Consider the following 14,494-nt stretch of genomic DNA (forward strand, 5'->3'; position numbering starts at 1 on the left):
ATGCTACTAAACGTAAACAACCTGGCGGTATCATTTGGCGGTGTACATGCACTGAACCTGGATCATTTCAGCTTGCGCGATAAAGAACTACGTGTGATCATTGGTCCGAATGGAGCGGGTAAGTCCACCTTCCTCGATATCATCTGCGGAAAAACAAAAGCAGACAAAGGAGAAATATTCTTCAACGGCAAATCCATTTTAGGGAAAACTGAAGTAAAGATCGCGGAATCCGGTATAGGCCGTAAATTCCAGAAGCCATCAGTATTCCCGGGGCTAACGGTGCACGACAACCTGTTGCTGGCAGCCAAAATGAAGAAAGATATCTTTTCTTCCCTCTTCTTCAAATCCACGCCAGCGCTGGCCGACAGGATACATAGCGTGGCTGTGAAATTATCGCTCACCAACGTGATGTATAAACTGGCCGGCGATCTTTCGCACGGACAAAAGCAGTGGCTGGAAATTGCCATCGTGGTGCTGCAAGACCCCACCCTGATGCTGATAGATGAACCTGCCGCCGGCATGAGTGATGAAGAAACGGAGAAAACGGGGGCGCTGCTGCTGGAATTATCCAAAGCGCACAGCATCATTGTGATTGAACATGATATGAAATTTGTAGAACAGATAGCCAACGAACTGGTGACCGTGCTGGTTCGCGGCAAACGATTGATGGAAGGCACTTTCGCGGAAGTTAAGAATGACCAGCGGGTAATAGATTGCTACTTAGGCCGTACTAACGCTCAACTTGAAACATTATGATGAACACACCGGTATTGACTGTTAACAATATCTCTGCCGCATACGGACAGAGCATCATTTTGCGCGGCACCACCCTCTCTGTAAAAAGAGGCGCCGTTACTACGGTGATGGGCCGCAATGGCGTAGGGAAAACCACCCTGCTCAAAACTATTATGGGACTGCTGCCCGCGCAGGAAGGCAGTATCCTTTTCAATAACGAAAACATTACAGCGCTGCCGCCGCATAAAAAGGCAAAGGCCGGCATTGCTTACGTACCACAGGGCAGGGAAATTATCCCCAAGCTATCAGTGTACGAAAACCTACTGCTGGGGCTGGAAGCGCATCCCGACCGGAAGGCAAAGATCCCTGAAGAAGAGATTTACAGCCTGTTTCCCATCCTGAAAGATTTCCGCAAACGCGCAGGCGGTAACCTCAGCGGCGGACAGCAGCAACAGCTGTCTATTGCCAGGGCGCTGGTCAGCAACCCTTCCCTCCTGCTGCTCGATGAGCCTACAGAAGGTATACAGCCTTCCATTGCGCAGGAAATTGGCAGTATCCTGCAACAGCTGGTACAGCAAAAGGGATTATCGGTATTATTGGTGGAACAAAAAATAGACTTTGCCAACCAGGTAACAGACCACTACTACTTTATGGATCGTGGCCGGATGGTGCTGGATGGCACCGCGGAAGAGCTGAAGCACTCGGAACTGGAAAAACATATTGCGGTATGATGCTACCGGGCGTGGGTTTTATTTATCTTTAACATTATGCATCCTGTATCTGAAGACAGAAGTATTTTTAAGATCTTCACCATCCTCTACGCGGTGGCGCTCACTACTATTGCGCTGTTGTCCATATTCAGCCAGATAAAAATCCAGCAGGCGCTGAACCACCAGATGAACGATTCGCATGTGATCAACTTTGCGGGAAAGCTGCGAACGTATAGTCAAACGCTCAGTAAGCTGGCGCTGTTGCTGGAATCCGGCAGGGATATAGATGATAACCGGAAAGAATTTATCAATACGCTGAAGCAGTGGCAGAAATCGCACGAAGGCTTACAGGCAGGCAGTAACTTTCTCAATTTACCGGCGAACGACCAGGATGAGCTGAAGCAGATGTTTGAGATTATCCGCAACCCCCACCAGGAAATATGGGATGCCGCCAGTAAAATGATTACGGTATTGTACAGCGACAGCGCCTTTAAGCCGGCGCATATCCGCCCGTATGTGCAAACAATACTGGCGTATGAGAAGTCGTACCTGCTGGGCATGGAGCTGATTGTATTTGACTACGACCGCTTTTCCAAAGAGCGGATCCGTAACCTGAAGGAAATTGAATACATCGTATTGGGTCTGGTGCTTTTCACCCTGATGCTGGAAGCAGGGGTGATCTTCTACCCATTGTCTACCCGCATCCGGAAAATAATCCGCGGGCTGGTAGATGCCGAAGAGCGGGCGCGTAAGTTAACAGAGCAGGTGCAGCTGGCCAACCAGGAAAAACTGCTGCGCCAGGAAACGGAGCAGCGTATACGGTCGTATTCCATCATCAACGGGCAGGAGAAAGAGCGTAAGCGGATTGCCGCTGAAATACATGATGGCATCGGCCAGATGCTGACCAGCTTGCGTATGAAGCTGGAACAGATAGAAGACCGGAGTATGCGCCCCGATCCTGAAATTGCGATGGTGAATACCATGATGTACAGCATCATCAATGAAACCAAACGGATTTGTGCGGACCTGTTGCCCAGTGTGCTGGAAGATTTCGGCCTGCGGGCGGCCATTGATGAACTGATAAAGCTATGCCGCCAAACGGCTCCCGGTATAGACTTCCAGCTGGAAGACACCTTAGCGGCGGCGCCACTGCCAAAGGAAGTAAAGACAGGCGTTTACCGTATCTTGCAGGAGGCGTTGAACAATGCCATCAAGCATGCAGATGCGGATACCATTGAAATAGATATTGACGGCACTGCCAATTTCCTGCAACTGACCGTAAGGGATAACGGCAAAGGTTTTCATTTCGATAGCCAGCAGCTATATTCCTCCGAGCAGGCCAAAAAAGTAAACGGCATCCGTAATATGAAAGAACGGGCGGAGTTGCTGGGCGGCACGCTTCAGATCAATTCACAACCCGGCACCGGAACAATTGTACAGTTGGCAATAACTTTTTAGCAATGAAAAAAATAGGCGTTTTTTTAGTAGATGATCATGAAATATTCCGGAACGGCCTTAAACAGCTTATCAACAGCGAAGCCGACATGGAAGTGACGGGAGAAGCCAGCAGTGGCGAAGATGCGCTGCAACAGTTAGCCACCATCCAACCGGATGTAATTATCATGGATATCCGTATGCCCGGTATGAACGGCCTGGAAACCAGTACCCGCCTGCTGGAAAAAAATCCCCGCGGCAGAATCCTGTTCTTTAGTCTTTTTGACGAACCCGACTATGTAGCAGCGGCCCTTGAAATGGGCGCCAGCGGATATATATTGAAAGATACCAGCAATAAAATATTCCTCAGCGCTATCCGCACTATCCACCAGGGTAAATATTATTTTATAGGGGAAGTAAGCGATATCCTCGTAAAGAAATATCTTGATGCCAAACAAACGCCCGGCAATGGCGGCACGCAGGAGATCTCACTTTCCCGCCGCGAGGAGCAGATCATGCGCATGATCAGCCAGGGACTTAATAATAAAGATATTGCCGAATCGCTGAATATCAGCATCCGCACTATTGAAGCGCACCGGATGAACATCCTGCGCAAGTTCCAGGTGAATAGTATTGAAGAAGCCGTGGAGTATTGTAAAATTAACGGCCTGTTGAAAGAAGAATAAAGGGAATCGCGTGATGCGATCCCCTCTCCCGTATTATTTCTTCCAGCTATTATCTTTTGCATTGGCATCCATAAACAGGTTGCCATCCAGCCGCACGGCAGTTACTTCTTTCTTCACTGCCAGATCCAGCACAGTAGCCTTTGTATTGGCTTTCCATACCGCCGGTGTTTGATGATGGGTAGCCGTGCTGCCATCCGTAAAGGTAACGATCACATCAAACGGAACAGCGAAGCCGCCGGTATTGGTTATTTTCACCTTAATGCTTTTACCTGTTTGTTTTACATCTGATAAAGTAAGATCGATGTAATTATTACTGAAGAACCAGTTATTCCAGAACCAGTCGAGGTTTTCACCCGCCGCAGTATTGAAGGAATAGAAGTAATCCCAGGGGATGGGATGTTTTCCATGCCAGTTATCCATATAGGCGTGCAGGCATTTCCTGAACCGCTTATCCCCCAGCAGGTCCTTTACTGCGAGGTACGACAGGGATGCTTTGCCATAGGAATTGTTGCTGTAGCCCATTCCGCTTACCTGGTTGGACATGGAAATGATAGGCTGATCTTCTTCCGTAGAAGGATCAAAAATATATTTGGTGACCCTGAATTTTTTGTAGAAGTTATCTGCTGTTTCCTTTCCTTTTTCCGCAATACCGATGAGGTATTCAAAAGTGGTGGCCCAGCCTTCATCCATAAAGGCGTAGCGGCTTTCGTTGATGCCCATGTAAAAAGGGAAATAGGTATGCGCTATTTCATGGTCCTGCACTAATTGCGCAAAACCGAGGTCATCTCCTACCGAACCATCGTTTACCATCATAGGGTATTCCATATCTGCAAAGCCCTGCACGGCCGTCATTACTGAAAACGGATACGGTACGCCCGGCCACTGGTGAGAGAACCATCCCAGTGCGTTTTGTGAAAACGCCACGGAGTGATGGAAGTCGGTGGATGTATCATTAAACGCCGCCTGTACGCTGGCGCGGCGCATGGTGCTGCTGTCCACGATTACACTGGCGGCGTCCCATACATAATGGCTGCTGGCCGCAAAGGTAACATCCGCGATATGTGTGGCTTTAAATTTCCAGGTGTTCGTGTTGTTCTGGCGGGTAACTACTTTGCGCTGCATTTCATCGAGCGTAGCGATGTGCATCACACTATCTGCAGTGTAAGATTGCTGCAAACGTTTTGCGAAATCAGGTTGTAGTACTTCAGAAGCATTTTGCAGATCGCCGGTACCCCACACTACGAAATTCTTTGGCACTGTTACCGATACGTTGTAGTCGTTGAAGTCGCTGTAAAACTCAACCCGGTCGGTGTGATCCAGTGCGTCCCAGCCGTTGTAGTCGTCGTATACAGATACGCGGGGATAAGCATAGGCCATGAAAACGGAGGTGCTGTCCAGCATGCCTTCCCGGCCGCTTTGTACAGACAGGTCGTAATGCCAGCTGATTTGCAGTTGGAGGCTGTCTTTCGGCTGCAATGGTTTTGGCAGTACCACATGCGAGAGCGTGCCTACATCATTATTGAACTTCAGCGTTTCGCCATTGATCACCAGTGTATCGATGGTGATGCCATCCGTTAAAAAGTTCTTGCTCACATAACCTGAACGGGGAGCCTGGTATTTATGCAGGTTCACGATCAGCCGGAGTACAATTGTTTTTAATGTATTGGGACTGTTGTTCACGTAGCTGATAGTTTCGCTGCCGGTTACTTTGCGGTTGGGCGGGTTTACAGCCAGCTGGATATTGTATACCCCTTTGTTCTGCCAATAGTGTTTGCCCGGTGCGCCGCTCTTGTCGCGGGTTCCGTTCACATATGCCTGTTTAATGTTACGGGGCATATACAATTCCTGTGCTGATGCTATGGTGTTTACACCCAACAGCAACAGCAGGCTATAGATAATTTTGTTCATACGCATCTGCCGGTTTGAAAACGATAAAATTAGGGAAAGTATGGGGAAACATCCACACCGCCACGGCAATACTTTCTGCGATACTCCTGCGGGGTTAAACCGGTGTACCGTTTAAACACCTGTCTGAATGTTTTCTGATCGTTGTATCCTGCGTTGTACATCAGCGTGCTGATGTTGATGGCGTTTTTCTCCAGTTCTTTTTTGGCCGATTCTATTTTTACCCGCTGCAGGTATTCCATCGGGGTATTGTGTGTTGCGAGTTTAAAGCGGCGAACAAAATTACGTTTACTCATATTCGCCAGGCCGGCAATCTGTTCTATGGAGATCTGCTGATCGTAGTGTTTTTCGATGTAAGCCTGCGCTTTGAGAATGTCTTCATCTTCGTGGCGGCGTTGTCCCTGGAACACCGCGAAATGGGCCTGGTTAACGCGGTCCATATCTATAGAAAACATTTTACTTACCCAAACGCTGGTTTCACGACCGCTGAATTTTTCTATCAGGTACAATACCAGGTTTAATGAAATAAAGGCGCCGCCGCTGGTGTACACGCCATCGTCGTCGGTCATTACCTGGTCTGCCAGGATATTGACATCCGGGTAGCGGCTGCGCATATCGTCGAGGGCAGTCCAGTGAGAGGTGCAGGATTTCCCGGAGAGCAGTCCTGCTTCGGCCAGGAAATAGCTTCCCAGGCAAAGACTGGCTACCTCAGTGCCGCAGGCGTGCATGGTGCGGATCCAGTTCACCAGCGCCTTGTTCTTCTCCAGCACAACATCCGCTAAGCCTTCAAAGGCAGGCGCCAGGATGAGATCTGTATGTTTTACTTCATCGATGGTTTTGAAGCAGATAAACTGCGCAGGCGCATGCAGCTGGATGTTCTTCAACTTCTCGCTGACCAGCTCCAGCTTAAAGGCTGGTTCCTTTCCTGTTTCAATGAGGAAGCGGTTAGCTCCCAGCAGGATATCCATCACGCTGGACACGGACGATAAAATGGCATCTTCATAAATAAGCAAAGAAACAGTCTTCATGGCAGTTTGTGTCTGTTACAACACAAATTTAATACTTTAACGTGGCACAAACACCCCCTAAATAAGTCGCATTCACCCTCGTTAAATTACATTTTAACTCCTGAGATTTGTAGAACATTAAAATCACAAAAATCATGAGTACTCCTGTAACGACTGGTTTTAAAGATAGTGCTGTTAAACCCGGTCCCCCGCACAAAATTGTATCCTCTGAAGAGTGGCTGGAAGCCAGGAAGAAGTTTTTGCAGAAAGAAAAGGAATATACCCGTTTGCGGGATGAGCTTACCCGTGAGCGCATGGCATTGCCGTGGGAAAAGGTTGAGAAGAACTATGTATTTGATGGTCCGGAAGGGAAGGTCACCCTTTCTGACCTTTTTGATGGCCGCAGCCAGCTGATCATCCAGCATTTTATGTTTGGTCCCCACGAAAAAGAAGGTTGTGTAGGCTGCTCTTTTGCAGCAGATTCCATTAACGGCGTATTGCCTCACCTGGAGCATCATGATGTGTCCATTGCGGTGATATCACGTGCGCCGCTGGCCACGCTGGAAGCTTTCCGCAAGCGTATGGACTGGCACTTCAACTGGGTATCATCTGAAGGCAGTGATTTCAACTACGATTATCACGTGTCTTTCCGTAAAGAAGACCTGGAAAAAGGAAAGGTGTATTACAATTACGGTATCGTGGAAGGATTGCCGCATCATTTGGAAGACCTGCAGGGCATCAGTGTTTTTTACAAAGATGAAACCGGCGATATTTATCACACGTATTCCACGTATGGCCGTGGTGGCGAATTACAGCTCGCCGCTTACAACTACCTGGATATAGCGCCGCTGGGACGTAATGAAACCAGTGAACGTGGTGATTTAACATCGTGGGTACGGCATCACGACAAATATGAAGAGAAAGGACATGTAGACAATACCGGCAGGTATCACAAAGAGAAAACGCCGGGTTCCTGTTGTTCAGAAGACTAAGCATCATGAAAACACATTGTTCCTGCGGCGCCGCTACGGGCAGCGGCGCCCGCAAAACAACCGCTGCGCAAACCACCGGCCCGCTTACTTTATGGCAACGCTTTGTAAAAGGCGTACGATGGCTGATACCGGGCATCACCCTTGTACTGCTGCCAAAGTGCCCCATTTGTTTCGCGGCCTATGTAGCCCTGGGTACAGGAATCGGGTTGTCTGTAACCGCTGCTACATGGCTGAGATCAGGGCTGGTGGTGTTGTGTGTGGGTTCATTGCTTTACCTGGCGGGAAGCAGGATCATGGCTTACCGGAAACGGCGGCAGTCAGCTTCCTAATTCAAGATCAAATAACATCAGTTCTTCCACTTCTCCGGGCGGAAGGATGGTACCCTGCAGCGTGAATCCTGACCGCTCCAGTAAACGAACAGACCGGTGATTATCCTGCTGGGTAATGGCAAACAACCGGGAGAACGGTAATTGCTGCCGGGAATATTCAATGGTAGCTGTAGCCGCTTCATAAGCATAGCCCAAACCTTCATAGGCAGGCAGGAATGCAAACCCCAGGTCGGGTTGCTCCAGGTATTTTCTTTTAAACAGTCCGCAGATACCGATAGGATTCCCTGTTTCTTTCAACACTGCTACCCATGCGCCATAGCCTTGTTCAGCATACAGGCGTAACAGGTTATTCATGATATAGCGTTGTGCATCTGCCAGGGTCCGGATCTGCCGGTCGCCGATGTATTGCAGCCAGGAAGGCGTATTCAGTAACTCCAGTACAAATGCGTCATCTGTGGCGGCAAAAGTGCGGACCTGCAGCCGCGGCGTTTCGAATAGAACTTTCATGCATTCATTTTATGGCCTCTTTAATTCGTCAACACCCACCAAAATAAAATTTTCCGGTGAAGGGAACAAACCAAAGTGCTAATCCTCGCCGGTAAGCCGTTTCAGCTGACGGAGATAATCATATTGCAGGTCTTCATGCAGGGAGGAAACCACTTTTGTGATCTTCTTCACCTGTTGTTCGTAGAGGTTATTTAACTGAACACTATAGGAAGATAATAAACCGGACAGTTTCATTTTTGTACAGAAATAGATCAGCAGTTCTGTTTCGGCAGATTTGGAACCGGTATAACGTATATGCTTATTCGTTATCCGCAGGATTTTCCTCAATCTTTTTTTGGCGTGGTATAATTTATCGCCGGCCATTTCAATAAACCCTTTATCGATTTCTTCCTTCACCGCGGCGATGTACCCTTCTTCGTTGTGGGCCTCAAACAAAAGGTAGGTAAGCAGTTCCTTGTTATCGTTCTTGTATTTGGCCAGCCGCAGGCACAAGGCCGACAATTCTGCCGGAGGCAGGGTAGTTAATTCTTTTTTTATATCACTGATACTTGCCGCTTTCATAATTCTGCTGATGCTTGTTGCGAAGATACTATCTATTCTGCAGCATGTGAACCGTGGGCGGCATCTTTACGCAACAACCAGGAATTAAATACGGTATAGAATACGGCTACGATGATAGCGCCTTTAAACATACCCGTGAATCCCCATGCGGCCATGCCGCCTATTACGCCGAGGAATAATACCAGGAAAGGCAGTTTGCCGCTTCTGGCTATGAGCAAGGGTTTCAGGATGGCTTCTCCGATCAGGATGCCGGCGCCATAAATGGCCAGGAAAAGCGTCATGCCGGGATGACCCTGTGTGGCCATCCAGATGGTTAGAGGAATCCATACCACGAGCGGACCTATCTGTATCACCACCAGGAAAAAGATAATGGCGGCTAAGCCGAGGGCAAAGGGGATGCCCGCAATTTTAAGCCCGATAAACGCCACAATAGCGGTAATGAAGGCAGTGCCCATTACACCGATAGACACACCCTTGATCGCCATCGTAGTAGCGTTCAGCAGATCAGCGCCGTCTTTACGTCCCAGCAAATGCTGGGCTGTAGCCCTGATGGGGCGCACCGCTTTTTCACCGCCTACCAGGAAAAAGGCGGAAATGATGATGCCGAGGATGAGTTGTCCTGCTGCACCGAGAATACCTGCGCCACTGCTGATGATATGATGCAGCACCATTCTTACCTGTTGTTCATGTACATTGGTGGACAATGTTTCGCGGGGGCTTTCCTGCAAATGTTCCCAGAAATCCACGATATCACTGCCGATGTATGGCATACTTACAATCCAGTCGGGCAGCGCCGGCAAACCGTTTTCCTTTACATTACCGATCCAGTGCAATGCTTCCCGGATATGTGAACTCAGCGCTGCAATAAAATAAGTAACCGGCAGGGCAATGATGGCTACTAACGCTACCGCATATATGGTAGCGGCCAGTTTACGGCGGCCTTTTAACCAAATAACCATGCGCTCAAACAGGCGATGAAAAGAAACGGAGAAGATCAGCGCAAAGGTGAGTATCCCGAAAAAGAGCCGCAGCACATCATACAGCGCCAGCAACAAAGCCAGCAGCAACAGCAGCACCAGGATGGACTCGATCATATTTTTAGAGGCAGGGCGATGGAGATTCATATGACGGTATTTTATACAGGTTTCTTCCTAAATATACTTAAAACCGCCGGCATAAACCCATTACTCCAGCGACAGGCGCATAAACGCCAGTACTTCTTCATTGATATCTTCCGGGAGATACATACGGAAATGATGATTAAACTGCCGGTTAGTGCCCGGTACCTGCGCAATTTTCTGAAAGCATAAATTATCGGGGTATGCTTTTTCAAAGGGGAACACAATATGTACGAAATTCTTTCCAAGCTGGGTGATCCATGCTACCCTGCTATCGTTGAAACCAATACCTATCATGGATTTGGTGGGATACAAGTATATCTTTCCCAGTTTCTCATATTGGGCGATGAAGTGCTGCAACAGCGCCAATGTATGATCCGGTTTACCGGCAATGAAAGTTTTGAGCAGCGGATCGTTGTTTTGATCCAATAAAGATGTTGACATCTTCCAGGTTTTATTCTACAATATAATAAATAAGCCAGCCTTATATTTCTTACACACCATTCGTATATCCCATGCCGTTACTTTCTTACCGGCAGCTGATCCGAATATTTGCCTTTCCCGTGAAACCAGCGGGCAGCCTGCCCTGTAAGCCACAGGTAATAATCGCTGCCCAATGCTGTTTCGATACCTGTAAAAGAGCCGGCTGCATTTAACGGTAACTTATCCACAGTAGCACATTTAAATATGGAGGTGCCTTCATTCATTTCATCAAACATGGCTACATACAACATTTCCGCACCGGCATTTTTTGCGCCTGCAACCTGGCGCCAGTAGAAGCGGCCACCTTCTCTCGGAATGGTGTTGGCTTCCGGGCCATTCATGTTTTTCCAGGAAAAGCCAGGGAAGGCCAGTGGTACATAATCCACACCATTGCTTTTACACCAGGCGATATCAGCTGTTATCAGCTGCTTAAAACCATCATAGCTTTTGCCATTATAGCGGCCTACAAACCAGGGCATAATTACATCCGATTTTTTAATAAGGCGGTGCAGTTCTTCGTCGTTTACCGCGTCCTGCCTCAACTCCCGCCAGTAGGTAGGCACACCCAGCATCACGCTGAAGCCTTTTGCTTTCATGGCATCGAGCAGGGTTTCCGCTTCTTTTAGTCCGTAGGCGCGGCGATCATTAAAGCCCACACCCCAGATCACGATAAAGGGTTTTCCATTGTGGTGCAGGTAAGTAGGACTTTTACTGCCGTGCAGCAGATCATATTTTTCTGTTAGTTCGTCCAGGTCTTTTAACACCAGTTGCTCTTCTCCCGGACGCATCCCGCTGAGGTCATACATTACGGCAATAGCGCGGTCGTATTTACGGGCCGCCGTCATCGCATTATCCAGTACCGCGTTGAAATGCTTTTTGCCACTGGGGTTCCTGATCTCCGCTACAAAGCGCTGCATAAATACGCCATCGATACCGTAGTCTTTCATCCATTTAAAATGTACAGCTACTGTAGAAGCATCGTGCGGACTAAAAACCGAAGCCGGCTTTCCATCTTCAAAATTAAAAGGGGTGGTATATGTTTTCTTATACTCGCTTACATCGGGCCAGAAATCTATTTCGCAGGAGCCTGGTTTGAACACGCCTCTTTTTTCATAGTGGTGCCATCCCCTGCCGGCGCTGTCGCCGGGTGTGTTAAACCATCCCTGGTAACCAGCCATTACCAGTCCTTTGTAGGTAGGATAGCGCTGTGCTTTAGCCAGCATGCATACCAATAGCATGCATGTTAATATAACGTGGAACCTTTTACTGATCATTTTATTTCTTTTATCGACCTGGGGATTAAAGATAATATTTTTCCAACAGGAACATATACCACCTTTAGTCTCTCCGTTTACCGGATACCACCAGCACTAGCCCAACAATGGCTACGATACCGCCTGCGTAGGTAGGCCAGCCGATCCATTTGTTTTCTTTCTTATTAATTTCAACGGGACCAATGTCTACCACTTTTTTTTCTGTTTGAACAGAGAAACCCCTGATAAGGATCATTGCAATACCAGCAATAATGAGGATCATGCCAAGTACTTTCATAATGTTGCGTTTATGAATGTACCGGCAATCCACATGCCATTGCTATGGCCGTATTTTTAGCGGTATAATGGGGAATTAGCGCCCCAATAAGTAGGATTATTCTGTTTTCAGGCTTTTCACGGGGTTCATGGCGGCGGCCCGGATGCTTTGAAAGCTGACTGTGAGTAAAGCAATAATAATAGTGATGAGTCCTGCGCCGGCAAAGATCCACCATTCCAGGTCTGTTTTATAGGCGAAGTGTTCCAGCCAATGATTCATAATATACCAGGCCAACGGGAAGGCGATGAGCATCCCTATAAATACCGGTTTCAGGAAACCTGTTGATAGCAATACGAAGATATTGGATTCAGAAGCGCCGAGTACCTTTCTCACCCCTATCTCTTTTGTACGTTGCGCGGCGGTGAACATGGCCAGACCGAATAACCCGAGGCAGGAAATAAATACGGCGAGGCAGGCGAAGTAATTACACAACTGCCCTACCATCTGTTCACTTTTATAAAGCTTTGTATATTCTTCATCGGAGAACTGGTAGGTAAAAGGAAAGTTAGGATTCAGATTTTTACAGATCCCTGCCAGCCCGGCCAGCACCGGCGTTGTTTTGCCTTCGGCGGCTCTTACCAGTACAGTACCCCATTTTGGCTTTTCATCCAGGCGGATCACCAATGGTTCTATGGCGTCGTGCATGGAGTTGAAGTGAAAATCTTTGAGTACGCCTACAATAGTACCGGAAACATTTCCGAGTGTGAATGGTTGTCCTACCGGATGCTGGTAACCGATCCTTTTCACAGCGCTTTCATTCAGGATATAGCTGCCGGAATCATTTCCAAATTCACGTGAAAAATCGCGGCCCTCCAGTAAGGTGAGGTGCATGGTTTTTATAAAATCGTAGCCTACTGCTGCATCGGCAAAAGAGGGAACATCGTCCGGATCTTTTCCTGACCAGCTGATATCTCCTTTATGATGTTGTATTACCGTAGGTGTTTCCTTCATTTTAGAGATGGCCAGCACGCCGGGCAGGTTGGCGGCAGTTTCTTTGAATACATCGTATTTCGAGATCAGGCTACCTTCAATAGGAATGTAGATAAGGTTTTGCCGGTCGTAGCCAAGGTTTTTCGTTTGCACATAATCCATTTGGCGGTAAATCACAAACATGCCTATCATTAACAAAATGGACAGCGTAAATTGAAACACTACCAATCCTTTGCGGAAATTGGTTGCGCCGGAGCCAAATTTCAGACTTCCTTTGAGCACCCGTACCGGGTTCAGAGACGACAGGAACAATGCCGGATAACTGCCGGCCACAAAACCGGTGAGCACCGTGAGCCCCAGCAAGGTAGCCCAGAATACAGGTTGTGAGATGGGTAATGATAATTGTTTTCCACTGAGCTGGTTAAAGGCAGGCAACAGTAATATTGCCACCAACAGGGCGATTACCAGTGAAAAGAATGCCAGCAGCATGGCTTCTCCAATAAACTGCATGATAAGAGAAGAACGTAGCGCTCCTACTACTTTTCTCACGCCTACTTCCTTTGCTCTTTTTACAGAGCGGGCAGTAGAGAGGTTCATAAAATTGATACAGGCAATAAGCATGATAAATATTGCCAGCAGGGTAAAGAGACGCACGTATTCAATACGTCCGCCACCGGGAACACCGTTACTGAATACTGCGTGCAGGTATTTTTCGCTGTAAGGCTGCAAGCCTAATTCTGTATAGGAATTGTTGTTGCGTGGCTGGTAATTATAAACGAAGTCTTTTATTTTGGCGGCTACTTTACCTGCGTCGGCGTTGTCACGGAGGCGGATATACGTAAGCGGGCTAAAGCTGCCCCAGTTTTTTGTCCAGGCGTTGTTTTTTGTAAAGTCTTCCCAGTTGCGGAGGAAATCAAACTGTTGTGATGAATTGGCCGGCACATCGTATACCGAAGTAACAGACAGGCTTACCGTGTCTTCATAACGCAGCGTTTTTCCCAATGCCTGTTCCGGGCTACCGAAAAATAATTCCGCGAGGTGCCTGGAAATAGCAATAGTGCCGGGTTTATCGATGGCAGAAGCTTTTGTGCCCGCCAATACAGGATAACTGAACATCTGCAAAAAATCGGCGCCCGCATACGCACCGGTGATCTTCATTACTTTATCCTCTACCCGTAATGCAACAGGCGGGAAAGCCTGAAAGCCGCTGGCATAAGCCACTTCCGGCACTTCTTTTTTCAGCTCTGCTGCCAATGGTCCCTGTGTGAGATACCCGGCATCTACTTTACCTCCGGACGACTGGCGCACATACACCTGGTACAGTTTATCACTGTTGGCATGAAAGCCATCCATGCTTTTTTCATCCTGTACCCACAGGATCATGAGCAGGCTACAGGCCAATCCGAGCGCCAGCCCCAGGATATTGATAAAAGAAAAAGCTTTATTGCGGACCAGGTTGCGCCATGCAATCCTGAAGTAATTTCTTATCATGATAGATGATATCTGT

General features: G+C 48.0%; 15 protein-coding genes. 6 read left to right on the top strand and 9 right to left on the bottom strand.

All coding sequences use genetic code 11. The features are described from left to right. From urtD to PV783_RS22690, 4 genes are read left to right on the top strand one after another with little or no spacing between them, the layout of a single operon-like run. The gene (gene urtD / locus PV783_RS22675) at nucleotides 1-756 is read left to right on the top strand and encodes an urea ABC transporter ATP-binding protein UrtD (RefSeq protein ID WP_079472568.1); all 756 of its coding nucleotides are present in this window, start codon (nucleotides 1-3) and stop codon (nucleotides 754-756) included. Beyond that, a complete protein-coding gene (urtE, locus tag PV783_RS22680; RefSeq protein ID WP_420989681.1) occupies nucleotides 753-1,466 on the top strand; it encodes an urea ABC transporter ATP-binding subunit UrtE in 714 nt (237 codons plus the stop codon). Before urtD ends, urtE begins: the two co-directional genes overlap by 4 nt. 36 nt (nucleotides 1,467-1,502) lie before the next feature. Beyond that, nucleotides 1,503-2,903, top strand: coding sequence for an ATP-binding protein (locus PV783_RS22685; protein WP_111579204.1), 1,401 nt, complete (start codon nucleotides 1,503-1,505; stop codon nucleotides 2,901-2,903). 2 nt (nucleotides 2,904-2,905) lie between these two features. Next, nucleotides 2,906-3,565, top strand: coding sequence for a response regulator transcription factor (locus tag PV783_RS22690; RefSeq protein WP_079472565.1), 660 nt, complete (start codon nucleotides 2,906-2,908; stop codon nucleotides 3,563-3,565). A 33-nt stretch (nucleotides 3,566-3,598) separates the two neighbouring features. On the opposite strand, the gene PV783_RS22695 is transcribed toward PV783_RS22690, so the two are convergent. Together PV783_RS22695 and PV783_RS22700 are read right to left on the bottom strand one after the other, a co-directional pair. After that, nucleotides 3,599-5,473, bottom strand: a complete 1,875-nt coding sequence (locus tag PV783_RS22695; RefSeq protein ID WP_420989682.1) for a M1 family metallopeptidase — start codon at nucleotides 5,471-5,473, stop codon at nucleotides 3,599-3,601. 29 nt (nucleotides 5,474-5,502) lie between these two features. Further along, on the bottom strand, nucleotides 5,503-6,498 hold the full coding sequence (locus tag PV783_RS22700; protein ID WP_420989683.1) for a GlxA family transcriptional regulator: 996 nt from the start codon (nucleotides 6,496-6,498) through the stop codon (nucleotides 5,503-5,505). A 134-nt stretch (nucleotides 6,499-6,632) separates the two neighbouring features. On the opposite strand from PV783_RS22700, the gene PV783_RS22705 reads away from it, so the two are divergent. Both PV783_RS22705 and PV783_RS22710 read left to right on the top strand, forming a co-directional pair. Continuing rightward, nucleotides 6,633-7,469 (top strand): DUF899 domain-containing protein, encoded by an 837-nt coding sequence (locus PV783_RS22705; RefSeq protein WP_420989684.1) that lies wholly within the window; start codon nucleotides 6,633-6,635, stop codon nucleotides 7,467-7,469. A 5-nt stretch (nucleotides 7,470-7,474) separates the two neighbouring features. Next, complete coding sequence (locus PV783_RS22710; RefSeq protein ID WP_111579200.1) at nucleotides 7,475-7,798, top strand: hypothetical protein; 324 nt, start codon at nucleotides 7,475-7,477, stop codon at nucleotides 7,796-7,798. On the opposite strand, the gene PV783_RS22715 is transcribed toward PV783_RS22710, so the two are convergent. The 7 genes from PV783_RS22715 to PV783_RS22745 form a co-directional block, all read right to left on the bottom strand. Next, entirely contained in the window at nucleotides 7,787-8,305 is a 519-nt protein-coding gene (locus PV783_RS22715) for a GNAT family N-acetyltransferase (protein ID WP_420989685.1), read from the bottom strand. The genes PV783_RS22710 and PV783_RS22715 overlap by 12 nt on opposite strands. 78 nt (nucleotides 8,306-8,383) lie before the next feature. Beyond that, a complete protein-coding gene (locus PV783_RS22720) occupies nucleotides 8,384-8,866 on the bottom strand; it encodes a hypothetical protein (protein WP_111579198.1) in 483 nt (160 codons plus the stop codon). 32 nt (nucleotides 8,867-8,898) lie between these two features. Next, nucleotides 8,899-9,990 carry an AI-2E family transporter gene (locus PV783_RS22725; protein WP_420989686.1) on the bottom strand — a complete coding sequence of 364 codons (1,092 nt, stop codon included), beginning with the start codon at nucleotides 9,988-9,990 and terminating at the stop codon, nucleotides 8,899-8,901. A 60-nt stretch (nucleotides 9,991-10,050) separates the two neighbouring features. Further along, nucleotides 10,051-10,428 (bottom strand): hypothetical protein, encoded by a 378-nt coding sequence (locus PV783_RS22730; protein ID WP_420989687.1) that lies wholly within the window; start codon nucleotides 10,426-10,428, stop codon nucleotides 10,051-10,053. A 77-nt stretch (nucleotides 10,429-10,505) separates the two neighbouring features. Beyond that, complete coding sequence (locus PV783_RS22735; protein ID WP_420989688.1) at nucleotides 10,506-11,705, bottom strand: glycoside hydrolase family 71/99-like protein; 1,200 nt, start codon at nucleotides 11,703-11,705, stop codon at nucleotides 10,506-10,508. 100 nt (nucleotides 11,706-11,805) lie between these two features. Beyond that, the gene (locus PV783_RS22740) at nucleotides 11,806-12,018 is read right to left on the bottom strand and encodes a hypothetical protein (RefSeq protein ID WP_336388118.1); all 213 of its coding nucleotides are present in this window, start codon (nucleotides 12,016-12,018) and stop codon (nucleotides 11,806-11,808) included. 96 nt (nucleotides 12,019-12,114) lie between these two features. Beyond that, nucleotides 12,115-14,478, bottom strand: a complete 2,364-nt coding sequence (locus PV783_RS22745; RefSeq protein ID WP_420989689.1) for an ABC transporter permease — start codon at nucleotides 14,476-14,478, stop codon at nucleotides 12,115-12,117. Between the last annotated feature and the right edge of the window lie 16 nt (nucleotides 14,479-14,494).

Source organism: Chitinophaga sp. CC14 (genome assembly GCF_048957795.1).
GTDB lineage: Bacteria > Bacteroidota > Bacteroidia > Chitinophagales > Chitinophagaceae > Chitinophaga > Chitinophaga ginsengisegetis.